Raw genomic sequence first — 22,046 nt, forward strand, 5'->3', positions numbered from 1 at the left:
CGCGGCTCAGGGTTCGAGCTGCGCCTGCAGCGTCCAGGTGAAGGTGGTGTCCGAGTAGATGAACGTCCCGGACAGCTCGCCATTGGGCTTCGCGAGCGGCGGTGTACCCGAGTCCGTGAAGAGGATGTTCCCGGGGGCATCCTTCATCGGCCCCTTGCAGTCCGGACTGCCGCCGACGGCGATATCCACGATGCGTCCATCCGCGAGCGCCGACGTGTACGAGCGCGACGGGTGCGACAGCCAGTCCTGGGTATCGGGATCCGGTGACTTCAGCTCGTTGAAGGGGTTCATCAACATCACCCCGCCTGAGGGGCCCAGCGCGTACTTCGTGGGCCCGTGCGTGTACCGGCACCCGCCGGTCGTGTAGTCGACGTCGAGCGTGAAGTCGCCGGTGGGGGGCATGATCATGAAGGCGCCCAGCCGCTTCGTGTGCGGCAGGTTCGGATGGTCGTAGTCCGAGGTCGCGAAGGCCCCCAGCACCTGGAACTCCACCTTCGTGTCGAGGAGGTGCCCCCGGCCCGACCAGCCCGCCCCCATCAGGTGCGCCTTCGTGGTGCCCTTGTACTTCCAGCAGCCCAGGTTGCTGCGCTTGAGGTAGGGCGTCTTCGCCGCCTTCAGGCTCCCACCGCCACCGGGCGCGAACTTCGCGTTGCTGGTGATGATGATCAGGTCCTGGGCCCGCTGCGACTTCATGTCACGGCAGAGGCCCACGTACTCGTAATTGCTCCAGTCCTCCTCATGCCACGTCCCGCTCGCGTCGTTCCAGAGCGCGAGCACCTTCACCGGCTCCTTCGACTCGGTGATGTTCTTGAACCACCCGTTGTGGAAGAGCACCGAGCGGGTGTTCGGGTCGCTGAACGTGAAGTGCTCGTAGTGGCTGGACAGGTTCTTCAGCTCGTCGTGGAGGTCTTCCTTGTGCTCGGGTGCGCCGGCCAGGTCGCCGTTGAGCGCGTGGGTCTTCACCTTCTCCGTGAGCTGGTCCCACTTCGCGAAGGAGTCCGCCTGGGTGTCGATGGGCGCCTGGTTCCAGAGCACCTTCGCGAAGTCCGGCCAGGTCTTCTCCAGCTTGCCGGGGACGGCGGCGTCCACCGCGGTGAGGCTGGAGGTCTCCGTGGTCAGCTTCTCCAGCGCCGCCACCACGACGTTCGGGCCGTGCTTCTTCGCCAGGAACTGGAAGAACAGGTAGGCGCCGTAGTCGCGCCTCGCCTCGCTGCCCACTGCCGCCAGGCCGCAGTGCCCCGGGGAGCGGTCGTCCAGGGACAGGTCCGGGCTGCTCATGAAGCAGTCTGCGTAGTCGTGCTCCAACTGCGGCTGCTGCCCGTACACGTGGTCGATGGCCCAGTTCGCGGTCGCATCGCGGATCCATCCGTAGTCGCGCTGCCAGCCCTTCGTCTTGTAGGACCACTGGATGGCGTGCATCAGCTCGTGCGTCGCCGCGCCCTTGAGGTCGTCACCGGAAAGCCCATCCCACAGCAGGATGTAGGTAGGCGCCTGCGTGTTGGCCAGTTGGTCCGGGAGGGTCAGGCCCCGGCCGGCCATGTTGGGGGTCAGGTAGATGTCGAGCTGCGGGCTTCCTCCGTTGCAGCCCGCGTTGGCCTCGTCGGTGAGGGGTGCCTTGAGGCCCAGCGCCATCAGCTTCGGCCAGATCTCCTTTTCCATCGCCTCGTCGAGGAGGACGGCCTGCTCGCGCTGGCCCTTGACGGTGTACTGGTACCAGACCTTCACCTTCGAGAAGGACTTGGAAGGGGAGTCCCACTTGTCCGTGCTGGGCCTGCAGGTGGGCCGGTTCATGCTGCGCAGCCGGGCGTCGGGCAGGGGCGCGTTGAGCCAGCTCCCCGGGTCGTCCGGACGCAGCAGGTACATCCCGAGCGCTTCCTGCATGGGCGCGGAGAGGTCGTCGAAGCGCGAGTGGAGGTCTTCCAGCGGGGTGACGTCGAAGCCCGGCTCGACCCGGGCCTTGTACTGGAGGGGCAGCCGGGGATCGCTGAACGCGGCGTACACGCGGTAGGCCAGCAGCTCCTCGTCATTGATGAGGCCTGCCTCGTGCGCGGACGTCAGGACCTCGTCGCTCGACGGAAGGGACGCGTCGCCCGGCATCACGACCACCGTCAGGGTCGTGCTCACCGACCCCACGCTGGCGGTGATGACCGTGCCGCCGGGAGCCACGCCCGTCACCCGGCCGTCGGTCACCGTGGCGTACTCGGGCAGGTAGGAGGACCAGGTCACCTGGACGTTCTTGAGCGTATGGCCGCTGTCGTCGAGCGCCTGCGCGGCCAGGGTCAGCGTCTCGCCCACCAGGAGCGTCGCTCCGTTCGGCGAGAGGATGAGCGCGGCGACCTTGCCGCTGTCGTCGTCCTCCCCGGGCGTCGGGTCCGGTTCGGTGGAACCGCAGGCGAGAACGAACGTGAGCAGGCACAACGCGAGCCGGCGGGCTCCATGAAACACAGGCATTTTTCAGGCCTCGAAGTGTCGAGCCGCGGGGTGCGGGCCACAACGAAGCTTTATCGGCACGACTTCGAGTGAAGTTTCTCCAAGCCAACGAAATACACATCGGTGATTTGGTGGCAGTCGTTGCCTGGGAAGCCACAGTTGCCTGACAGGCAACAACGGTCCGGGCCGAGGGTTAGAGGAACCTGCGGATCCGCCTGTTCACGTCCTGTTGGTAGGGGAGGAGTTCTTCGCCATTGTATTGGAAGAGGAAGGGCTCCATCAGACGTGCCAGCGCGCGGTACCGGGGCGGGATGGCCTCCCGCTGTGTGTCAATGGGGGCTGGCCATTCGTCCAGGGTGACGAGCATGCGGTCCCCGTCCATGGGGAGCAGGGAGACCTCCGGAAAGGGAAGCGCGTTCCGGAGCGCGTCGATGCCCCCCAGCTGTCCCAACAGGGGCTGACCTAGAAAGGTGAGCCAGGCGGGACTCAGGGATTGCGTGCCGATGATCGAGCTGTAGGCGCTGGCGTGGTAGAGGTCCAGACTTGGGTATCGACGGACGTGATCGGATCCTTGTAGAGGGGATCCTCCAGCCGCCGCCCGTAGTACTCGAATTGGTAGCTTCCCGCCTCGCTTGGGCTTTCCGACAGCTCTATCGCCCAGGCGCCGCTCCATGGGGGGGCAAGCAGGTACTGCCGGATCTGCTCCCAGCCCGCATCATCCAATGGGGCCATGTCTCCCTCTTCCGAGACGTACCAATTCAATGTCTTGGGCGGAATGACCCGGAGATAGCGCTGGAGGGAGCGCCAGATGGCAGGCGCGACTTCTTCAGGGGCACGGTGGAGGTAGAAGGAGATGACGAGGCCGTCCTGCGCGGCCAGCCAACCGCCTTTGTCTCGAAGCTGAATGGCGGGATGGGCTTCCTTCATGGTTCCCACACTCCTCTCTGTGGAGAGATGAGCAAAGGCTTTCCGCCCAATGCGGCTTCGTAGACGGTGCGCTGGTTGCTTCTGAAGTAGGGGCTCCCTGGGCCATAGGTTGCCCACTCCGCATCATGGTCCTGTTGCATCAGTGCGAGCATGGCCGGCGGAATGGCTCGGAGCAGGGGAGACGCAGCGGCCCGGGTGGCGGACACGGCGGCCTGCTCGGCCACATACGCCGCATACCGCGCCCGTGCGGCCGTGTCCGTATCTACGAACCCCAGCTCCCCATGCCGGGAATGCCGTGAACCTCCAGCACAAGCCGTCAGCAGGGCACAGGCCATCCAGAGACTCGTCACGGGACGCATGCGCCGGACTCTATCCGACGCCATGCCGTCATCCCGGGGTGGAACCGCGCCCAGGAGCACCACCCGCCCGTGGCTCTTCGTGGGCGTCGCCATGGTCCATGACGGTGTCGTCTGGGCCACCTCGAACTCGCGACTTCTACGACCTGCGCCAGCGGCACGGATGCCCTCGTCAGGACTCAGGGCGCCACGTACCCCCAGTTCCGGTCGATGATGCGAAAGCCCGCCGACGCGTAGAGTGCCACGGAGGCGGGATTGGCGGCCTGGGCATAGACCAGCGCCGTCCTGGCGCCCGCCTTCCACAGGCGTCCCAGCCCTTCCTGGAGCAATGCCTGAGCCAGGCCCTTGCGGCGGTGCTCCGGCGCTGTCGCGACGGGCTCGAACTCACCCAGGCCGTTCTCCGGGTCCAGCCAGCACAGCGCCAGCGCGGCCAGCGAGCCGTCTGGCGCCTCGGCCACCAGGTCCAGGTCCGCGCGGTAGTGGGTGGCGCGCATCACCCGCTGGTACACCTCGGAGGTGACGCGCTCGGTGCCGAAGGCCCGGCGATGAACCTCGGCGCGCGCGGCGGTCTCCTCGGGGCCGCGCACGTTTCGGACGGTATAGCCGGGGGGCAGGGGCGCGGTGCCAGTGTCCGCCGTTGGCTGGGCCAGGTGGAGGTAGCAGCCTTCGGTGCACCGCCAGCCCTGTTGCTCCAGCGCACGGGTCAGGGGCGTGTTGCTCTCCAATGCCCAGACATGAAGCGGACGCGCGTCGGAGGCACCGCGCGTGGGGAACCACGCCTGTGCCCACTCGAGAATCTGGGGCACCAGGGTGGCGGCGTGCTCTCGAGGATGGATGAGCAGGTCGACGTCGCCATTCACATAGCCCCAGGCGAAGCCCAGCAGGTGCCCGCGCTCGTCATGCCAGAGGCGCACGTTCTGTTCGGGCCGCACGAAGGCATTGCGGTACATGCGCCAGTCGAGGTCTCCCACGGTGCACTCGAAGTGGGGCCCATGCGCGTCATGGCCTTCGGACACCAGGCGCGTCATGGCCCGCAGATCCGGCTCGCCCGCGTAGAACCGTGAGGACGGCATGTTCAAACGCTCCTGGTGAATGAACCCGCGAACCCGTGCTTCGGCGAGGACGGGCTCCGCTTCCGGTCAGGCTTCTTCGTCGGGGAGGAGCGTCCGGAGAAGCTCGTCGTCAGGACCGAGTGGACGCCAGCCGGGAGGTGGTGGACTGGCGAGGAGCACATCGCGCACCTGCCGCGCGCGCTCTTCATGGGTTTCTGGGGTGTACGCAGACCAGCGCCCAAGCGTCATTGCAACCTCGAAGCGGCTTGCGTCGTCCAAGATGGGCGGCCAACCGTTGGGAAGTCCCTCAGCGACTTCGCGCACGAGCACGTCGCGAACGAAGCGCGTGACCCGCTTGTGCTGCTCTGCCTCATACAGCAAGCCGCTCAACACCTGCACCGCAGCAACGTCGTTGCCCAACTCGTCGGCCAGGACGTACAGCGGAACGGCAGGGCGCGCATCGGCAAAGGCAGTCAGTGAGTCGTAGCCTCGCTCTCGGACTCGTTCGTACACGCGCGCCTTGATGTTGCCCTGCCAAGCCTCTCCGCCACTCATCGGCCACATCCTAGGTAAACGGCACTTGTTGGATCGACTGGTCGCCGCTTCCGGTCAGGCCTCCTCGTCGGGGAGGAGTGTCCGAAGAATCTCGTCGTCGGGGCCGAGCGGGCGCCATCCAGCAGGGGGAGGGTTCGCGCGAAGTGCCGCCCTCGCCAATCTGGCCCGCTCCTTATGGGTTTCTGGGGTGTATGCGGACCACGAGCCGAGTGCCTTGGCTACTTTGAACAGGTTCTCGTCATCCAGCGCGGCCGGCCAACCGTTGGGAAGGCTCTGAGACAAGAGGCGCACTAGAACATCACGAACGAAGCGCGTGACCCGCTTTTGCTGTTCCGCCTCTGCAAGCAACCCGCTCAACACCTGCACCGCAGCAACGTCATCGTGGCCAAGTTCGTCAGCCAGTGCGTACAGCGGGACAGTTGGGCGCGCATCCGCGAAGGCAGTCAGCGAATCGTAGCCCCGCGCACGGACTCGTTCGTACAGGCGTGCTTTGATGTTGCCCTGCCAAGCGTCTCCACCGCTCATCGTCTTTTCCACGGCGTGAAGTTCATCGGGATCCGGTAGTCCTTCATTCGATCCGCAACGATGTCCAGGACTGCATTCCTCGTCAACATGCGTCCAGCTTCGGTCTCGGCATCGCGCAGTGCCTCCATGATCAGCCGATTCCACTCACCGGGCCATGTACGCCCCTGCTTCCAGTTCCCCCCACCGTGGATCGCCTCGTGGTGGGCCTGTTCCATCCGGACGCAAAACTGATCGATGTCCATGTCGCCCTTGAAGCCGCGCCGCTCGAACCACTCGCGGTGCTCCTGCGGCAGCACGTGGTGCTTCGGGGCGTCCGACATGCCCGCCCCCGCTCTGCCCGTCACCTGCATGCCACGCACCTCGGGGCTGTCCCCCAGCGCTTCGCGCACGCCCTTGGGCAGGTCCTGGTGCGCCTGGGCCATCGTGATCTGTCCGCCATGAATGAGGACGGCCGCGCCGACGGCAGGCACGGAGATGACGCCCGCCTGCACGAGCCTTCGCATCATCTCCACCCACTCGGCGGAGACCACCAGTCGCGAGCCCATCATGACGCCGCCTGAACTCATTGCCAGTCCCACGCCCAGTGTCACAGGGGCCGAGGGCGGCGCGCGTGGCAGGGCCATCTTCATCGTGGAGATCATCGTGACCATCTCCACCGCCTGCATCGCCGCGATGACCTGCCCGCCAAGCTTCAGGGTCTCGCGGGTCTCCCGTTGGAGCGTGTCGAATTCACGCGTCAGCTTCCCCATCAGATGGGGCATCGCGGTGGTCGCCGCCTCCACCCGCTCCGGGTCCAGTGAGGCGAGGTCCGTCAGCGTGGGCTGCATCAGCCCCTGCACGCGATGAAGGTCCACGAAGAGCTTCTCGGCGCTGCACATGGGGCAGTTGCGAAGGACGGCGTCCGCGAGGTGCAGGAAGTCTACCCAGGTGGCCAGCAGGAGCGTTCCGAATTGGGCCGCCTGGAGCTTTGGCCCTGTCATGCGAAGCAGGCCCAGCTCCATGTCCGTGTCGCCGACTTCCGAGGCCGCCTCCGTCAATACCGTGGCGCTCCCAAGCGCGCCATGAAGCCATTTCGCCTGCTTGGTGCCTTGGTCGAGGTAGCGCGTGAAGACGCCGGTCAGGCTCCAGCCCCAGAGGTCTGGAGGGCGGGCCGCCAACTGGGTGAACGCGGCCTCGACGCTGCGCAAGGAGCCCTTCACGTCTTTCGTCGCGTCGAGGACCGCCTGCCGCGTCAATGCATTGCTCCGGCCCCCACCCCCGACAGCGCTGTCTCCCACGGCGGTCACGTCGTCACGCGACTGCTGGCGGCGCAGGAGCCGTTGCTCGGGCCCAGCAAGAGCGCGCGGGAGGAGGTTCCGGGCGCGCGGGGACTCATCGCTCGGGGTTTCCACCCAGGCGGGCGAGGAGGCCTCTCGCGGTGCGTAGCTCAAGCTTCGGCCACGCCCAGGCGCTTGCGACACGGAGGCGCATCCCGTGGCCAGCAGCACCAGGGCCAGCACCAGGGCCTCAGCGCGCATTGTCCACCCCCAGGCCCACCGAGGCGAAAGCCCCCGGCCGGAGCGTCCCCTCCGGCGTGGGGAAGAGCAGCGTGCCGCCCGTCCCCATCGCGTAGAGCTTCCCACCCAGCAATCGCCAGCGCGCTTCCGCCGCGCCCAGGTAGCGCGCTCCAGGCTGTCCCGCCCCCACCGCGAGCCCCTTCAAGGCAACTTCCACGGAGCGGTCAAAGAGCTGCACCGCCACGCGCCCGTCCACGTCGAAGCGGCCCCAGTTGAAGGCCTCCACCCCCAGCGACAGCTTCATGTGCTTGGAGAGGCCGCCGTAGCGGACCGCGTCCCAGCCCACCTCCGCCTCGCCATAGGCGGAAGTCCCGTCCGGGAAGGGGGCCTCCGCCAGTGATACCTCCTCCGGCCCCGCCGCTTTGAAGCGCGCCAGCTCGTAGTCCGGGCCGAAGTATCCCTGTCGGAAGCCGCCATGCTGCCTGCGCACCTCCAACCGCAGCCGCATGTCCAGCGTGGGTGTCACCGCATCCGCGCCCGCGCCCACCACCGCTCCCCATGCGCCGCCCGCACCGGGCCGTCCGCCCCAACCGGCAAGCAGGTGGGCCTCGAAGCCCGGCCGCACCACCACCACGGCGGTTGCGTCCAGGTGCGCCAGCGTCACCGGGGGCGTGTCTCCTCCAGCCTTCCCCCAGTCATGCACCGCCGACAGTGCCAGCGTGTAGCGGCCCTGCGCGCGGGGCGGGCCGAAGAGGACGTGCTCCAGGTCCAGTGCGACCTCCGCCCCCATGAGGCGCGCGCCCAGCACGTCCGAGGCGAACGCCTGCGTGTAGAGGGGTCCCAGCGTGCCGGTGAGGAAGCCGCCCGCTGGGTGGTAGTCGGGATTGCTTCGGTTGGAGTAGCGCCGGACGAGGTGCGCGGACAGCAGGCTGCAGGACTCCAGCGCGCCGAACCAGACGCCCACCGGCGCGCCGTTCGAGCCCAGCTTGAGGCCGCGCACCACCTGCCCGAAGTCCGAGAGGCTGTCCCAGTCCTCGCGTCGCACGAAGCCCGCGGCCCCACCACCACCCCAGAGGCGCAACCGCACGGGCGTGCCCAGGTTGAGGCCGAATTCCGCGCCTCCGTCGAGAATGAGGGTCGGCTCCACCTGGAGGAAGCCCTCGTCCGTACCGACGCCCGCGCGCGGCAGGAAGGCCAGCGTCGTCGCCTCCACGCGCAGCAGGTTGCGCCAGGCCTCGTCCGGTGGGCGCCGCCGTTCCTCCTCCACGGGCGGCACTTCCGGGACGTCCTCGGCCCATGCGGCAACCGGCAACAGCAGCCATAGCCAGACAGCCCCACCTCGCGTCATTCGCATCCACGCCCCCTGGGATTGACACCTCCGAGGAGAGCAAAGGACACACGTCTGACATTCAGCCCAGCACCCGCAGGCATGACCCCGGCCGGGACGTGCGACGACCCCACGGTGCCGCGAGACAAGCGGATGCCCTCGTCAGGACTCAGGGCGCCACGTACCCCCAGTTCCGGTCGATGATGCGAAAGCCCGCCGATTCGTAGAGTGCCACGGAGGCGGGATTGGCGGCCTGGGCATAGACCAGCGCCGTCCTGGCGCCCGCCTTCCACAGGCGTCCCAGCCCTTCCTGGAGCAATGCCTGAGCCAGGCCCTTGCGGCGGTGCTCCGGCGCTGTCGCGACGGGCTCGAACTCACCCAGGCCGTTCTCCGGGTCCAGCCAGCACAGCGCCAGCGCGGCCAGCGAGCCGTCTGGCGCCTCGGCCACCAGGTCCAGGTCCGCGCGGTAGTGGGTGGCGCGCATCACCCGCTGGTACACCTCGGAGGTGACGCGCTCGGTGCCGAAGGCCCGGCGATGAACCTCGGCGCGCGCGGCGGTCTCCTCGGGGCCTCGCACGTTTCGGACGGTATAGCCGGGGGGCAGGGGCGCGGTGCCAGTGTCCGCCGTTGGCTGGGCCAGGTGGAGGTAGCAGCCTTCGGTGCGCCGCCAGCCCTGTTGCTCCAGCGCACGGGTCAGGGGCGTGTTGCTCTCCAATGCCCAGACATGAAGCGGACGCGCGTCGGAGGCACCGCGCGTGGGGAACCACGCCTGTGCCCACTCGAGAATCTGGGGCACCAGGGTGGCGGCGTGCTCTCGAGGATGGATGAGCAGGTCGACGTCGCCATTCACATAGCCCCAGGCGAAGCCCAGCAGGTGCCCGCGCTCGTCATGCCAGAGGCGCACGTTCTGTTCGGGCCGCACGAAGGCATTGCGGTACATGCGCCAGTCGAGGTCTCCCACGGTGCACTCGAAGTGGGGCCCATGCGCGGCATGGCCCTCGGACACCAGGCGCGTCATGGCCCGCAGATCCTGCTCACCCGCGTAGAACCGTGAGGACGGCATGGTCAAACGCTCCTGGTGAATGAACCCGCGAACCCATGCCTCGGCGAGGATTGCTGGGCTTTGAATGGCGAGAGGGGCCCACTGGGGGCACACGGCGGCTCCTTCACTGGTTGGGACGGCTGCCTCTTCCGATCAGGCTTCATCGTCCGGCAGGAGCGTCCGAAGCAGCTCGTCATCGGGACCGAGCGGACGCCAACCGGCTGGGGGCGGATTGGCGAGGAGCGCGCCGCTAGCACTCCTTACACGCTCCACGAGGGGGTCCGGGGTGTATGCCGACCATTGGCCGAGTGCTATCGCGACCTCCAGGCGGGCATCATCATCCAGCACAGCGGGCCAGCCGTTGGGGAGGACATCCGACAGTTCGCGAACAAGCTGTCCGCGAGCCAATCGAGTGAGCTTCTTGCTGCGCTCAGCCTCAGCGACCAACCCTTTGAACACCTGGACGCCGGCAACGTCGTCCGGGCCAAGCTCCTCTGCCAGAGCAACTAGTGATGCCGTAGGGCGATCTTCAGCAAAGGCGGTGACCGAGTCGTACCCCCGCTCACGGATGCGCTCATACAGGCGGGCGATCCAATTCCCCTGCCACGAGCGTCCATCGGTCATCGGCTTCTCCCGTGAGTGAAGTTCATTGGAATATCGTAGGCCTTCATATTCCTACCGACGATCCTGAGGATCGCATCTCGCGTCAACGGCCTCCCGGCGCTGACCTCAGCATCTTGGAGCGCGCGCATAATCCTGCTGTTCCACTCGTCGGGCCACATGCGCCCCAGCTTCCAGTTCCCCCCTCCATGAATCGCCTCGTGGTGGGCCTGCTCCAGGCGGACACAGAACTGGTCGATGTCCATGTCGCCCTTGAAGCCGCGCTGCTCAAACCACTCGCGGTGCTCCTTCGGCAGGACGTGGTGCTTGGGGGCCTCGGACATGCCCGCCCCTGCCTTTCCCGTGACGTGCATGCCGCGCACTTCCGGGCTGTCCCCCAGCGCTTCGCGCACGCCCTTGGGCAAGTCCTGGTGCGCTTGGGCCATCGTGAACTGTCCGCCCTGAATGAGGACGGCCGCGCCGACGGCAGGCACGGAGATGACGCCCGCCTGCACGAGCCTTCGCATCATCTCCACCCACTCGGCGGAAACCACCATCCGCGAGCCCACCATGACGCCGCCTGAACTCATCACGAGGCCCACGCCCAGTGTCACAGGGGCCGAAGGCGGCACGCGTGGAAGGGCCATCTTCATCGTGGAGATCATCGTGACCATCTCCACCGCCTGCATCGCCGCGATGACCTGCCCGCCGAGTTTCATGGTCGCGCGGGTTTCTTGATGGAGCGTGTCGAATTCACGCGTCAGCTTCCCCATCAGCTCGGGCATCGCGGTGGTCGCCGCCTCCACCCGCTCCGGGTCCAGTGAGGCGAGGTCCGTCAGCGTGGGCTGCATCAACCCCTGCACGCGATGAAGGTCCACGAAGAGCTTCTCGGCGCTGCACATGGGGCAGTTGCGAAGGACGGCGTCCGCGAGGTGCAGGAAGTCCACCCAGGTGGCCAAGAGGAGCGTTCCGAATTGGGCCGCCTGGAGCTTTGGCCCTGTCATGCGAAGCAGGCCCAATTCCATGTCCGTGTCGCCGACTTCCGAGGCCGCCTCCGTCAATACCGTGGCGCTCCCAAGCGCGCCATGAAGCCACGTCACCTGCTTGGAGCCCTGGTCGAGGTAGCGCGTGAAGACACCGGTGAGGCTAAAGCCCCAGAGGTCTGGAGGACGGGCCGCCAGCTGGGTGAACGCGGCTTCGACGTCGCGCAGTGAGCCCTTCACCTCTTTCGTCGCGTCGAGGACTGCCTGCCGCGTCAATGCATTGCTCCGGGCCCCGCCCCCGACCGCGCCGCCTCCCACGGCGGTCACGTCGTCACGTGGCTGCTGGCGGCGCAGGAGCCGTTGCTCAGACCCGGAGAGGACGCGTGGGCGCGCGTTCCAGGCGCGCGGAGGCTCGTCGTTCGGAGCCGCCACCCACGCGGGCGAAGGGGCCTCACGCTGCGCATCGCTCAAGCTTCGGCCCCGCCCATGCGCTTGCGGTACAGAGGCGCATCCCGTGGCCATCAGCACCAGCGCCAGCACCAGGGCCTCAGCGCGCATTGTCCACCCCCAGACCCACTCGAAGTGGGGCCCATGCGCGGCATGGCCCTCGGACACCAGGCGCGTCATGGCTCGCAGATCCTCCTCACCCGCGTAGAGCCGTGAGGACGGCATGTTCAAACGCTCCTTGTGACGGCCCTCAGCCCCCCTTGTGCTGCCAGCCCTTGATCTTCGCGTACAGCGAGCTGCGGGAGATGCCCAGCTTCGCCGCCGCGCGCTCCACGTGGCCTCCCTCGCGCGCCAGCACGCGGTCGATGTGGCGGTGCTCCAGCTCCTCCAGCGTGAGGTCCTCGCCCAGCGGCTCCTCGGCGGGCAGCAGGGACTCGAAGCGCAGGGCGCTGCGGGACAGGCGGGAGGTGCCGGACAGGAGCACCGCTCGCTCCAGCACGTTGCGCAGCTCGCGGATGTTGCCCGGCCAGGCGTAGGCCATCAGCGCGCGCTCCGCGTCGGGCTCCAATTCCACCTGGCCCCGGCCCCGGTGCGCACCCATCTCCGCGAGGAAGTGGCGCGCTAGCACCGGCACGTCCTCGGCGCGCTCGCGCAGGGGCGGCACGTGGAGGATGAGCGTGCTGATGCGGAAGTACAGGTCGCTGCGGAAGCGCTTCTCGCGCGCGGCCACCTGCAGGTCCTGGTGCGTGGCGGCGACGAGCCGCACGTCCACGCGCCGGTCCTTCACGTCGCCCAGGCGCCGGAAGCGCTTCTCCTCCAGCACCTTGAGCAGCTTGGGCTGGACGGCCACGTCCATGTCGCCAATCTCATCCAGGAACAGCGTGCCCCGGTCCGCCACCTCCAGCAGGCCCTGCTTCGCGGCCACCGCGCTGGTGAAGGCGCCCTTCTCATGGCCGAACAGCTCCGAGTCCAGCAGGTCCTTGGACAGCGCGGCGCAGTTCAGGTCCACGAAGGGGGCCTCCTTGCGCGGCCCGCCCTCATGCAGCCAGCGCGCGAGCACGCTCTTGCCGCTGCCCGTCTCGCCGGTGACGAGCACCGGGCTGTCGCTGTCGCGCACGCGCTCCGCCTCGTCGCGCAGCGCGCGGATGGCGGGGCTGTTGCCCAGGAAGGGGTCCACCTGGGTGCGCGCCGTGCGCGAGCGGTCCGCCAAGAGCCGCTGCCGCTCGCGCCGCTGGGCCACGAGCCGCTCCAGCACCACCTTGAGCACCGCCAGCTCCAGCGGCTTGGTGAGGAACTGCTCGGCGCCTTCCTTCACCGCCTGCACCGCCAGTTCGATGGAGCCGTGCCCGGTCAGCACCACCAGGGGCACCGCCGCGTCCAGCTCCTTGAGCCGGGGCAGCAGCTCCAGCGCGGTGCCGTCCGGCAGCCGGTAGTCGATGACGGCCACGTCGGGCCGGTGCGTGCGGAAGCCCTCCTGGGCCTCCGCCACGCTGGTGGCCTCGTCCACGTCGAAGCCGTGCTGCGTGAGGTAGCCCTTCATGCCCAGCCGGACGCCGGGCTCGTCGTCCACGAGCAGGATGCGAGTACGCGTCATGATACCTGTGACTTCGGAAGAGGCCCGGCGATCACAGCCGGGGGGAGGGCGGGCAGCAGGATGGTCACCTCGGCGCCTCCCTGGGGATGGTTGGACAGGCGGATGCGCCCCTGGTGCTCCTCCAGGATGCGCTGGACGATGGACAGCCCCAGGCCGGTGCCTCCCCGGCGCTTGCTGAAGAAGGGCTCGAAGACGTGGGGCAGGTCCTCGCTCTTGAAGCCCGGCCCTCCGTCGTGGACGGTGCAGCGCACCCACGGGCGGCCCGCCTCCTCCACGGCCTCCGCCGTCACGTGGACCGTCGCCCCCTGGGGCGAGTGCTGCACGGCGTTCTCCACCACGTTGCGGAAGACGTGGAACAGGCGGCGCGAGTCCATGCGCACCGGGGGCAGCGCGTCCGGCAGCTCGCGCGTGAGCTTCACGGAGGCCTTGTCGCCGGTCAGCGCGCAGGCGGACAGGGCCTCGGCGACCACCGGGCCCACGGCGCCGTCCGTCCACTCGCCGCGCGTGGGACGGCCGTACTCGAACAGCTCCTGGGTGAGGTGGGTGAGGCGGCGCACCTCGCCGCGCAGCACGTCCAGGTACGGCTTCAGCTCCGGCTGCGTGCCGTAGGTGGCCTCCACCGCGTCCACGACGGCGGAGATGGAGAACAGGGGGTTGCGCACCTCGTGGGCCACGCCCGCGACGATGGCGCCCATGGCCGCCATCGTCTCCCCGCGGCGCACGTGGGCCTGCAGCTCCAGGAGCCGCGTCACTTCCGTGGCCACCAGGATGATGCGCGGATCCTCGCTGGCCTGCTCATCCACCCAGGCCGCCGCCAGCTCCCAGGTGCGCCCGGACTCCGCGTCGTGCACCTGGCGGCTGGCGCTGCCGTGCGTCGCGCGCAGCTCCTCCACCAGCGGTCCCGCGCTGGACCAGGGCGGCGCCCCGGCGGTCGCGGCCAGCGGCTGGCCGGAGGGGTCCGCCTCCCGGAAGAGCACACGGGCGGCGTCGTTGAGCCGGTGGATGATGCCGTCCGCGCTCAGCACCAGCAGCGGCGAGGACACCGCGTCGAAGGTGCGGCGCCACTCCGTCGCGGAGCGGCGGAAGCTGTCGTTCAGCCGCTGGCGCAGCTCATCCGCGAGGCGCCGGTCGGTGATGTCGGTGACGACGCAGCCCAGGTGCACGCCGCCCCGGTCGTCCAGGCCGGAGGCCGCGGCGCGGCTGCGCACCCAGCGCACGCGCCCGTCCGCGCAGATGATCCGGTGCTCGATCTCCACCTCCGTGCTCGGGGCCAGGGCCAGGGACTCGATGCACTCGCGGTAGCGCGCGCGGTCCTCCGGGTGGATCATCTCCGCCCACAGCGGCGAGGGCGTGCCCTCCGGACCGCCGCCGGTGAAGGCGCTGGCCGGGTAGCCGGTGGTGCGCTCGATGACGGGCGTGCAGTAGAAGTCACGCAACACGCCGTCCCGCAGCTTCCCACCCCACAGGTAGTCCGGCAGCGACCGGGTGAGCACGTCCAGGCGCCCCTCCTGCTCCTGGAGCGACGCCTCCGCACGCATCCGCTCCGTCACCTCCGACAGGGACGCGATGACGCCCAGCACCGCGCCGCCCGCGCCGCGCACGCGCGAATAGCTCCCGAACCAGAAGCGCGTCTCGCCAGGGGCCGCGGGCGTCTCCACCTGGAGGCTGAGGTCCTGCAGCGGCGCGTCCGACTCCAGCGCGCGGCCGAGCCGGGGCGCCAGCGCGGTGCCCAGCGCGGGCAGCACCTCCGAGACGTGACGGCCCAGGTGCGCCTGCACGGGCAGGCCATTCATCGCGGCGAGCGCGGCGTTGACGTGCACGTACTTCAGGTCGCGGTCGTAGAACGCGAAGCCCACCGGGGTGATGTCCATGACCGCGTCGCGCAGCGCCCGCGCGTCGTCCGCCTGTTCGCGCAGCCGGGTGCGCTCGCGCTCACTCCGGGCCAGGGCACGCAGGGCAACCGCGGCCCCCACCGCCGCCAGCACGAACGCGCTTACCGCCAGCACCGCGATGCGGGGCCCCGGTGCCAGGCCTCCGCTCCACGCCCCCACCAGGGCCATGCTCACCGCGCACGCGGCGGCGACGGCGGTGATCCGGAGGAGTGGGGAAGGAGCGGACGAGGACATGGCGCGCGGGGAGCGCGCCTCACTTTAGGGGGCCTCGCATCGGCACGGGAACCCCGCCAACCCAAGCGTTGGGTAGAGGTCCAGGGAAGGCCACGCAGCCCTCCCTCCCGGTGAACAAGGTCGAACGCCCGGTGCGCGGGACCTGTGGAAACCCCCGAGCCTCGGGCGGCGCAATCTCAGACAGCAGGCCCCGCGATGATGTCCGGCGGCCCCGGACGGTTGGGATCATGCGCGGGTGGGTCCTGGATGCCCGGCTTCACCTCGGGGTCCTGCAAGGGCGGAGGCGGTTCCCGGCGCTGGGGCTCGCCCGGCGGCGGATCCTTCTCCGGGATGGACGGCCGGGGCGGTTCAATCTCAGGCGTGGGCTTCGGCTCCGGCTCCTTCACCGGCTTCTCGGGAGGCGTCGTCTGTGGATTCGTCGGCATGGACCTCCACACTGCGCACGCCGTCCGCCCAGGGAACCGCCGCGGCCCCCTCACTGCCGGCGGGTGCGTGGTTTTCGACAGGTGCCCCGGTGTCCCGGCGGCGGGAGTGGGCCCAGACCTCCACCACGGGCTCGATGCGCGGGGTCAGCTGGAGCATGGAGCTGGGGAAGCAGCGCGCCGGCAGCTGGGCGAAGAGCTGGCGCACGTGCTCCGCCTCCCGCGCGCTGGCCACGGCGACGTGCGGCCGGACGATGAGGTCGGTGAAGTGGGCGGCCTGGTCCGGGCTTCCGCTCACCAGCCGGGCCGTCGCGCAGCTCTGGTAGAAGAGCACCCCCACGCCCGCCTCCCGTGCCCCATCCAGGAACGCGTGCAGGGTGCGCCCCTCCACCGCGCCCACCAGCAGCGCCTCCGGGTCCCACCGCCCCTCCCCGGGGCCGCTGTCCCGGTCACTCAGCGGACGGCCAATCGGCACGGGAGGCGCATGGTCGCTCGTCAGCACCGCGCCCCGTTCTCCCTGCCAGTAGAGGCGCGTTTCGTACTCGGTGATGGAAGCGGAGGTCATCAGGCATCTCCTCGGTAGGGGCATGCGCAATGCGCCTTCAACACCCATGCCGCGGCAATGCTTCGCATCCCTCTGGGGACTGCCCTCGGGTACGAGTCCCCTCAGGTAGGACGGTGATCGCGGGGCCACACGCGCCCTGGCCCGGGATGCGGCCTCCCTGGAACAGCCCTTTTGGACGATTTCGCCCCCGCCGTCCCTGCTCCACATCCAGCGCCGCAATGCCTGACATGGGGGGACGGCATGGGTGCGATGAGACGCGGTGGGGAACGGTGTCCGTTGACTGTATGGCTTTACGAGGGCTCCCAGGGCCGCACGGCCGCTTGAACCATGTCCATGCAAGAACGAGGTGAGGCACCGATGGCCGAAGCGTATGCGAGTCAGCTCATCCAGGCCCCCGCGGACGTGGTCTGGGACCGCGTGGGAGGCTTTGACAGCCTTCCGCGCTGGCACCCGGGCGTCGTCTCCAGCGAGCGGGTGACGCGCCCCGAGGCCGGTCCCGGGCCCCTGCGCCGGCTCACCACGCGCGACGGCGAGGTGTACCTGGAGGCCCGGCTGGAGCACGACCCGCGTGCGCGCAGCTATGCGTACACGCTGCTGGAGAGCCCGCTGCCCGTGCGCGACCACCTGGCGAAGCTGCGGGTGACGCCGGTGACGGCGACCGGGCAGACCTTCGTGGAGTGGTCCGCGACGTTCAGCCTGACGCCCGGGCACGAGGGCGAGGCGGCGGCGCTGTGCCAGTGGATCCGCGAGGAGTTCTTCGCGCGGGGCCTGCGGGGGCTGGCGCACACCTTCCTGCCGCCTCCGCCCCGGGTGTCGGCGCCGGAGCTGGAGTGGCGGCGCTGAACGGCGCTCACAGCCGCTGGAGGAAGCGCAGCAGGTCCTGCTTCTGCGCGGGGCTCAGGGACTCCGGTGGTCCGCCCGGGAACTCGGGCGGGTGCACCGGCAGCGCGCCCACGGTGGGAATGCCCGGGAGGATGAAGCGGCTGTAGGTGTCCACCGTCTCCGCGAGCGTGGCGTGGCTGTTGTCGTGGAAGTACGGCGCGGACCGGGCGATGCCGCGCAGGGACGGCACGTCGAAGGCCTCGAACTCCGCGGGGTCGCCGCTGATGAGCGCGCGGCCGGGGTCGGTGGAGTACCACTGGGGCGCCAGCGCGGGGCCGGTGATGGGCGCGCCCATCTCATCCAGGGCGGGGTTGATGTCATTCGGGTCGCCGCTCGCGGTGACGGGGATGGGAGGCAGGTCGGTGACGGGGTGCTGGCGCGTGCCGTCCGTGTAGAAGCGGAAGCGGTACTGGGGGAATTCGACGGACGTGTTGAAGAGGGGCGGCACGATGCCGACCTTCGCCAGGTAGGTCATGTACGCGTAGCCGGCGTTGAGGAACTCGCTGTGGGGGCGGGGCACGTAGACGCGCTCGGGCCGGCCGTCGGGCCCGACGGTGTACTGGATGTTGCCGTCGGGTTTGAGGGCGGGGAAGGCGGCGTCGTGCGTGGCGCGGTCCACGATGCGGTTGCGGGTGCGGTCGCCGTGGCAGGCCTCGCAGGCCAGGTTGTAGACGTCGCGGCCACGCCGCTCGGAGGCGTCGAGCAGGAGCAGGGCGTCCGGATCCGGGATGGCGCTCAGGGGCCAGCCGCGCTCCAGCAGCTCCGACACGAAGCGGGCGCGGGGGGAGCTGAAGATGCTGCGCTCGAACGCGGCGATGCGCTGGAGCACGGGGAGCGGCACGGTCCCGCCCTCGCTGTGGCTGGTGACGGCGCTCTGGGCCTGGGTGACGAGGTCGGTCTCACGGCCGTCGAACTGGAAGGGGCCGGAGAAGCCGGTGTCGGCGATGCTGGGCACGGCGCGCCAGACGGCCACCTTGCGGTCCGGGGCGGTGATGACGTTCCCCTGCACGTCGATGACGTCCATGTTCGCGGGGAGGGGGAGCACCACGCGCACCAGGCCCTTCTTGAGGTGCTCGTAGGTGGGCACGGGGGCGGTGGGGTCATCCGCGTCGATGCGGTTGAACAGCGGATCCGCGGGGTTCCGGGCCCAGAGCGCCTCCACGTGCGCGGGCGTGAGCGCGGTGTTGTCCGAGAGCACGTGGCACGTCGCGCAGGAGCGCCCGTTGGTGCCGGGAAGGGCTTCCTGGAAGTGCTTCCTGCCCGCGGCCGCCTGGACCGGGGACACCAGCTCCGCCTCGGACGTCGCGAGCTCCGCGGTGGCTTCCACGGGCGCCACGGTGTCGGTGCAGCCAGCGAGCCCGGCGAGCACGAAGGCCCCCACGGTGCGCGCGATGAGTCGATGCCCTGCCATGTGTTCCCCTCCAGTTGGCTGCGATGGCAGGGAAACACCGCGCGTCCCTCTTCGTGTCACCATGAAGATGCGCACCATGCCCCGGGGTCGGTCCCATCCGTCGCGCGGCGGGCGGTGCGGCCGGGATGCCGTCGAGCGGTGGACGCCGCGCCACCCGCATCACGGCCGGGCGTCGCATGTCCAGGCGCATGCTTCCTGGTGGCCTGCTGATGCTCACGGCCGGGGGAGCCCATGCCCGTCATCCGATGGCTGGTGTTGTGCCTGCTGTCCTGCGGCCTTGGGTGTGGGACCGCGATCATCTCCAGCGAGTGCAATCAATCCGACAGCACCGTCTCGTGTTGCCTGAAGCGGCATCCAGGACAGTACGAGGCCTGCGGAGCGGACGCGCCCGCTCAGCGGATGCTGGGAGCGCGCGGAGCCCGCATTGACAGCAAGACGCTCTGGAAGCAGGGGCGGATCCGTCTCGATGTGGAGAACCCAGCACCCGGAGTTCGTCCCGGGCAGCTCCACTTCCAGGACGCTCAGACGGGTGCGAAGTACCTGTACGATCCCGCCTCCAGGAGTTTCGCGAACGCGCCCCGCTGGGTAAACGAATTGCTCAAGACGGACGCGAAGTTTGCCTCGTCCGTGGAGAAGGGGCTGTACTACCTGGGAGAGGTGCCACCTTGAGGACCAACGCGTTGATGCGGGCCTATCTGCGCAACGCGCGGGTACAGGAAGTGATGGCGCGCCCGCTCACGCCCAGGATGCAGGCGCTGCTTGATGAAGGGGTCGTCGAGGCCCATGGCTTCTGGGTGCTGCGGCGCGCGGCGACAGAGCGCGCTCCCCTCATTCGTCCCGACTTCCAGGACGCGACCGGCTACGAGTGCTTCGCGAACAAGCTGCATGTCTCTGACTTCGTGGGCTCCTTCGAGGAGGACCCGTGGACCCGCCGACTGCGCCTCAAGGACCAGGTGGGCTTCGGCCTTCGACTTGCCCGGGAGTTGCAGCGCGTGCTCCCAGGGGATGGGCGGTTCGTGATCATCCTCGGGTGCAGCAACGCGTGCACGTTGCGCTTTCATCTGGAACGGCCAGGAGAGCATTGGCTCACGGAGGACCTGGAAGGCTACCGTCGAAATGCCCTCCTGGAGTTGCGCAACCACGAGGACCTTCGCGGCTGGACCGTGCACCCCGCCTGAATGGTTCGACCCGGACGTTTTGCCGCCGTCCTGGCTTGGAACGGTGTGAATCCGCCCTCGCTCCGGGCACGCTGCCGCTGACACCTGGAGCGAAGGGAACCATGGACATCATCCGCAACGACAAGCAGGGCGCGAAGGTGAAGCTCGAGCGCATCTCCACGACACCGCCGAAGAAGGCGGACCGGGAGGCGGCGAAGGCGGAGTTCGAGGCGCTGGGCGAGGAGCTGTTCGACCTGCAGGACCTGCTGTGGGGCGCGAAGATGAACTCCGTCCTCATCGTCCTGCAGGGGCGCGACACCGCCGGCAAGGACGGCACCATCAAGCACGTGGTCGGCAGCCTCAACCCGCGCGGCGTGAGCGTCACCTCCTTCGGCGTGCCCAGCACCGAGGAGCAGGAGCACGACTTCCTCTGGCGCGTGCACCGCGTGGCCCCGCGCAAGGGCGAGTTCGCCATCTTCAATCGCTCGCACTACGAGGACGTGCTCGTGGCGCGGGTGAACAACCTGGTCCCCAAGCCGCTCTGGAAGTCGCGCTACCAGCACATCCGCGACTTCGAGACCCTGCTCGCGGAGCACGGCACCGTCGTCCTCAAGTTCTTCCTCCACATCAGCCGCGAGGAGCAGGAGCAGCGGCTGCTGGCGCGCGAGCAGGAGCCGCGCAAGGCGTGGAAGATCTCCGCGGGGGACTGGGAGGACCGCAAGCACTGGACGGACTACACGCAGGCCTACGAGGACGTCTTCGCGCAGACGTCCACCGGGCAGGCGCCCTGGCACCTGGTGCCCTCGGACGCCAAGTGGTACCGCAACCTCGTGGTGGCCCGCGCCGTGGCGGAGGCCCTGCGCCCCTACCGCGAGCAGTGGCAGCAGCGGCTGGACGAGGTCGGCAAGCACAAGAAGGCGGAGCTGCGCGCCTGGCGCAAGAAGCGCTGAGGCACGGCCTTTCGCGTCATGGATGACGCGGAAGCACACGCCGCGCGTCGTGGGAACCGCTGACCCGGCCGTGACATGGGGATGGGACAACACTGCCGGTCATCCGTCCCGGTGCGTCGCCGGGCGGTCACCGCCGGAGCCCTGTCGACATGGAACGAACCGCGTCGCCGTCGAGCAAGGACCTCATCGCCCGCACGCGTCCCTTCGCGGCCCAGGACACCTCGCGCTCCGTCATGGCGCTCGTCTCCACCTACGCCGCGCTCGCGGGCGCGGTGGCGCTGGCGGTGGCCGCGCCCTGGTGGCCGCTGCGCATCGTGGGCGGCCTCATTGAAGCGCTGGTGCTCATCCGCTGCTTCATCCTCTTCCACGACGCGATGCACGGGGCGCTCTTGCCGAAGTCGCGGTGGGCGAAGGTCCTCTTCCAGGTGCAGGGGCTGCTCACGCTCACGCCCGCGCGCATCTGGAATGACACGCACAACCACCACCACGCCAACACCGCGCGCATCGCCGCGGACTCGGCGGGCACCTTCGTCACCTGGACCACGGAGCAGTGGCAGAAGGCCACGGGCGCGCAGCGCCTGGGCTACGTGGTGGAGCGCCACCCGGTGACGTTGATGCTCGGTTACTTCACCGCGTTCCTCTACAGCCTGTGCCTCCAGCCGTTCGTGAAGAACCCGAAGCGCTACTGGTCCTCCGGGCTCGCGCTGGGCGTGCACGTGGCGCTGTCCGCGGCCGTCTGGCACTTCCTGGGCCTGGGCGTCTACCTCTGCGCCTTCCTGGGGCCGCTGTTCGTCGCGTACGCGCTGGGCACGTACCTGTTCTACGCGCAGCACAACTTCGACGACGTGGCCATCCTGCCGGAAGCGGCGTGGAACCACGCGGACGCGGCGCTGGAGGCCAGCAGCTACATGCGCTTCGGGCCGGTGATGGAGTGGTTCACGGGCAACATCGGCTACCACCACGTGCACCACCTCAACCCGCGCATCCCGTTCTACCGGCTGCCGGAGGCGATGGCGGCCATCCCGGAGCTCCAGGGGCCGCACGTCACCACGCTCACGCTGAGGGACATCGTGGGCTGCCTGCGGCTGAACCTGTGGGATCCGTCGCTGAAGCGGATGGTGCGCTACCGCGACGCGCGGCTCGCCCCGAGCGTCTGAGACCACGGTCCGGCGGGTCCGTTCGGGACCCGCCCGAGGAAC

General features: G+C 69.1%; 21 protein-coding genes. 5 read left to right on the plus strand and 16 right to left on the minus strand.

Features of this window, described 5'->3' with window-relative positions; all coding sequences use genetic code 11:
* Nucleotides 1-6 precede the first annotated feature (6 nt).
* The 15 genes from NR792_RS05540 to NR792_RS05610 form a co-directional block, all read right to left on the minus strand.
* Nucleotides 7-2,451 carry an Ig domain-containing protein gene (locus NR792_RS05540; protein ID WP_375759019.1) on the minus strand — a complete coding sequence of 815 codons (2,445 nt, stop codon included), beginning with the start codon at nucleotides 2,449-2,451 and terminating at the stop codon, nucleotides 7-9.
* Nucleotides 2,452-2,623: 172 nt separating this feature from the next.
* Nucleotides 2,624-2,971, minus strand: coding sequence for a type VI immunity family protein (locus NR792_RS05545; RefSeq protein WP_375761572.1), 348 nt, complete (start codon nucleotides 2,969-2,971; stop codon nucleotides 2,624-2,626).
* The gene (locus tag NR792_RS05550) at nucleotides 2,917-3,357 is read right to left on the minus strand and encodes a type VI immunity family protein (protein WP_375759020.1); all 441 of its coding nucleotides are present in this window, start codon (nucleotides 3,355-3,357) and stop codon (nucleotides 2,917-2,919) included. Before NR792_RS05550 ends, NR792_RS05545 begins: the two co-directional genes overlap by 55 nt.
* A gap of 535 nt (nucleotides 3,358-3,892) precedes the next feature.
* A complete protein-coding gene (locus tag NR792_RS05555; protein WP_375759021.1) occupies nucleotides 3,893-4,786 on the minus strand; it encodes a GNAT family N-acetyltransferase in 894 nt (297 codons plus the stop codon).
* Nucleotides 4,787-4,852: 66 nt separating this feature from the next.
* Nucleotides 4,853-5,320 carry an NUDIX hydrolase gene (locus tag NR792_RS05560; protein ID WP_375759022.1) on the minus strand — a complete coding sequence of 156 codons (468 nt, stop codon included), beginning with the start codon at nucleotides 5,318-5,320 and terminating at the stop codon, nucleotides 4,853-4,855.
* Between the two features lie 54 nt (nucleotides 5,321-5,374).
* Nucleotides 5,375-5,845 carry an NUDIX hydrolase gene (locus NR792_RS05565; RefSeq protein ID WP_375761573.1) on the minus strand — a complete coding sequence of 157 codons (471 nt, stop codon included), beginning with the start codon at nucleotides 5,843-5,845 and terminating at the stop codon, nucleotides 5,375-5,377.
* The gene (locus NR792_RS05570; protein ID WP_375759023.1) at nucleotides 5,842-7,362 is read right to left on the minus strand and encodes a DUF2380 domain-containing protein; all 1,521 of its coding nucleotides are present in this window, start codon (nucleotides 7,360-7,362) and stop codon (nucleotides 5,842-5,844) included. Before NR792_RS05570 ends, NR792_RS05565 begins: the two co-directional genes overlap by 4 nt.
* Entirely contained in the window at nucleotides 7,352-8,695 is a 1,344-nt protein-coding gene (locus tag NR792_RS05575) for a hypothetical protein (RefSeq protein ID WP_375759024.1), read from the minus strand. The genes NR792_RS05570 and NR792_RS05575 overlap by 11 nt, the downstream gene beginning before the upstream one ends.
* A 142-nt stretch (nucleotides 8,696-8,837) precedes the next feature.
* Nucleotides 8,838-9,731, minus strand: a complete 894-nt coding sequence (locus NR792_RS05580; RefSeq protein WP_375759025.1) for a GNAT family N-acetyltransferase — start codon at nucleotides 9,729-9,731, stop codon at nucleotides 8,838-8,840.
* Nucleotides 9,732-9,863: 132 nt separating this feature from the next.
* A complete protein-coding gene (locus NR792_RS05585; RefSeq protein ID WP_375759026.1) occupies nucleotides 9,864-10,334 on the minus strand; it encodes an NUDIX hydrolase in 471 nt (156 codons plus the stop codon).
* Nucleotides 10,331-11,851: a DUF2380 domain-containing protein gene (locus tag NR792_RS05590; protein WP_375761574.1), complete on the minus strand. Its 1,521-nt coding sequence runs from the start codon at nucleotides 11,849-11,851 to the stop codon at nucleotides 10,331-10,333. The genes NR792_RS05585 and NR792_RS05590 overlap by 4 nt, the downstream gene beginning before the upstream one ends.
* 139 nt (nucleotides 11,852-11,990) lie before the next feature.
* On the minus strand, nucleotides 11,991-13,334 hold the full coding sequence (locus tag NR792_RS05595) for a sigma-54-dependent transcriptional regulator (RefSeq protein WP_375759027.1): 1,344 nt from the start codon (nucleotides 13,332-13,334) through the stop codon (nucleotides 11,991-11,993).
* Nucleotides 13,331-15,460, minus strand: a complete 2,130-nt coding sequence (locus tag NR792_RS05600) for an ATP-binding protein (protein ID WP_375759028.1) — start codon at nucleotides 15,458-15,460, stop codon at nucleotides 13,331-13,333. The genes NR792_RS05595 and NR792_RS05600 overlap by 4 nt, the downstream gene beginning before the upstream one ends.
* 176 nt (nucleotides 15,461-15,636) lie before the next feature.
* On the minus strand, nucleotides 15,637-15,885 hold the full coding sequence (locus NR792_RS05605) for a hypothetical protein (protein ID WP_375759029.1): 249 nt from the start codon (nucleotides 15,883-15,885) through the stop codon (nucleotides 15,637-15,639).
* Complete coding sequence (locus tag NR792_RS05610; protein ID WP_375759030.1) at nucleotides 15,815-16,447, minus strand: OsmC family protein; 633 nt, start codon at nucleotides 16,445-16,447, stop codon at nucleotides 15,815-15,817. Before NR792_RS05610 ends, NR792_RS05605 begins: the two co-directional genes overlap by 71 nt.
* A 357-nt stretch (nucleotides 16,448-16,804) precedes the next feature.
* On the opposite strand from NR792_RS05610, the gene NR792_RS05615 reads away from it, so the two are divergent.
* Nucleotides 16,805-17,290, plus strand: a complete 486-nt coding sequence (locus tag NR792_RS05615; protein WP_375759031.1) for an SRPBCC family protein — start codon at nucleotides 16,805-16,807, stop codon at nucleotides 17,288-17,290.
* Between the two features lie 7 nt (nucleotides 17,291-17,297).
* On the opposite strand, the gene NR792_RS05620 is transcribed toward NR792_RS05615, so the two are convergent.
* A complete protein-coding gene (locus NR792_RS05620) occupies nucleotides 17,298-18,740 on the minus strand; it encodes a cytochrome-c peroxidase (RefSeq protein ID WP_375759032.1) in 1,443 nt (480 codons plus the stop codon).
* A 231-nt stretch (nucleotides 18,741-18,971) separates the two neighbouring features.
* On the opposite strand from NR792_RS05620, the gene NR792_RS05625 reads away from it, so the two are divergent.
* From NR792_RS05625 to NR792_RS05640, 4 genes are all read left to right on the plus strand, one after another.
* Nucleotides 18,972-19,409 carry a hypothetical protein gene (locus tag NR792_RS05625; protein WP_375759033.1) on the plus strand — a complete coding sequence of 146 codons (438 nt, stop codon included), beginning with the start codon at nucleotides 18,972-18,974 and terminating at the stop codon, nucleotides 19,407-19,409.
* A 14-nt stretch (nucleotides 19,410-19,423) separates the two neighbouring features.
* Complete coding sequence (locus tag NR792_RS05630) at nucleotides 19,424-19,918, plus strand: hypothetical protein (RefSeq protein ID WP_375759034.1); 495 nt, start codon at nucleotides 19,424-19,426, stop codon at nucleotides 19,916-19,918.
* Nucleotides 19,919-20,019: 101 nt separating this feature from the next.
* Entirely contained in the window at nucleotides 20,020-20,847 is an 828-nt protein-coding gene (locus tag NR792_RS05635) for a polyphosphate kinase 2 family protein (protein ID WP_375759035.1), read from the plus strand.
* A 149-nt stretch (nucleotides 20,848-20,996) separates the two neighbouring features.
* The gene (locus tag NR792_RS05640; RefSeq protein WP_375759036.1) at nucleotides 20,997-22,004 is read left to right on the plus strand and encodes a fatty acid desaturase family protein; all 1,008 of its coding nucleotides are present in this window, start codon (nucleotides 20,997-20,999) and stop codon (nucleotides 22,002-22,004) included.
* The last annotated feature ends 42 nt before the right edge of the window (nucleotides 22,005-22,046 follow it).

Source organism: Corallococcus exercitus (assembly GCF_042231735.1).
In the GTDB taxonomy this organism is placed as follows: Bacteria; Myxococcota; Myxococcia; order Myxococcales; family Myxococcaceae; genus Corallococcus; species Corallococcus exercitus_B.

Excerpts from the sequence above, each read along its gene's own strand:
- NR792_RS05540 (WP_375759019.1), bottom strand. The coding sequence starts at position 2,451 with ATGCCTGTGTTTCATGGAGCCCGCCGGCTCGCGTTGTGCCTGCTCACG.
- NR792_RS05550 (WP_375759020.1), bottom strand. The coding sequence starts at position 3,357 with ATGAAGGAAGCCCATCCCGCCATTCAGCTTCGAGACAAAGGCGGTTGG.
- NR792_RS05555 (WP_375759021.1), bottom strand. The coding sequence starts at position 4,786 with ATGCCGTCCTCACGGTTCTACGCGGGCGAGCCGGATCTGCGGGCCATG.
- NR792_RS05560 (WP_375759022.1), bottom strand. The coding sequence starts at position 5,320 with ATGAGTGGCGGAGAGGCTTGGCAGGGCAACATCAAGGCGCGCGTGTAC.
- NR792_RS05565 (WP_375761573.1), bottom strand. The coding sequence starts at position 5,845 with ATGAGCGGTGGAGACGCTTGGCAGGGCAACATCAAAGCACGCCTGTAC.
- NR792_RS05570 (WP_375759023.1), bottom strand. The coding sequence starts at position 7,362 with ATGCGCGCTGAGGCCCTGGTGCTGGCCCTGGTGCTGCTGGCCACGGGA.
- NR792_RS05575 (WP_375759024.1), bottom strand. The coding sequence starts at position 8,695 with ATGCGAATGACGCGAGGTGGGGCTGTCTGGCTATGGCTGCTGTTGCCG.
- NR792_RS05580 (WP_375759025.1), bottom strand. The coding sequence starts at position 9,731 with ATGCCGTCCTCACGGTTCTACGCGGGTGAGCAGGATCTGCGGGCCATG.
- NR792_RS05585 (WP_375759026.1), bottom strand. The coding sequence starts at position 10,334 with ATGACCGATGGACGCTCGTGGCAGGGGAATTGGATCGCCCGCCTGTAT.
- NR792_RS05590 (WP_375761574.1), bottom strand. The coding sequence starts at position 11,851 with ATGCGCGCTGAGGCCCTGGTGCTGGCGCTGGTGCTGATGGCCACGGGA.
- NR792_RS05595 (WP_375759027.1), bottom strand. The coding sequence starts at position 13,334 with ATGACGCGTACTCGCATCCTGCTCGTGGACGACGAGCCCGGCGTCCGG.
- NR792_RS05600 (WP_375759028.1), bottom strand. The coding sequence starts at position 15,460 with ATGTCCTCGTCCGCTCCTTCCCCACTCCTCCGGATCACCGCCGTCGCC.
- NR792_RS05605 (WP_375759029.1), bottom strand. The coding sequence starts at position 15,885 with ATGCCGACGAATCCACAGACGACGCCTCCCGAGAAGCCGGTGAAGGAG.
- NR792_RS05610 (WP_375759030.1), bottom strand. The coding sequence starts at position 16,447 with ATGACCTCCGCTTCCATCACCGAGTACGAAACGCGCCTCTACTGGCAG.
- NR792_RS05615 (WP_375759031.1), top strand. The coding sequence starts at position 16,805 with ATGGCCGAAGCGTATGCGAGTCAGCTCATCCAGGCCCCCGCGGACGTG.
- NR792_RS05620 (WP_375759032.1), bottom strand. The coding sequence starts at position 18,740 with ATGGCAGGGCATCGACTCATCGCGCGCACCGTGGGGGCCTTCGTGCTC.
- NR792_RS05625 (WP_375759033.1), top strand. The coding sequence starts at position 18,972 with ATGCCCGTCATCCGATGGCTGGTGTTGTGCCTGCTGTCCTGCGGCCTT.
- NR792_RS05630 (WP_375759034.1), top strand. The coding sequence starts at position 19,424 with ATGCGGGCCTATCTGCGCAACGCGCGGGTACAGGAAGTGATGGCGCGC.
- NR792_RS05635 (WP_375759035.1), top strand. The coding sequence starts at position 20,020 with ATGGACATCATCCGCAACGACAAGCAGGGCGCGAAGGTGAAGCTCGAG.
- NR792_RS05640 (WP_375759036.1), top strand. The coding sequence starts at position 20,997 with ATGGAACGAACCGCGTCGCCGTCGAGCAAGGACCTCATCGCCCGCACG.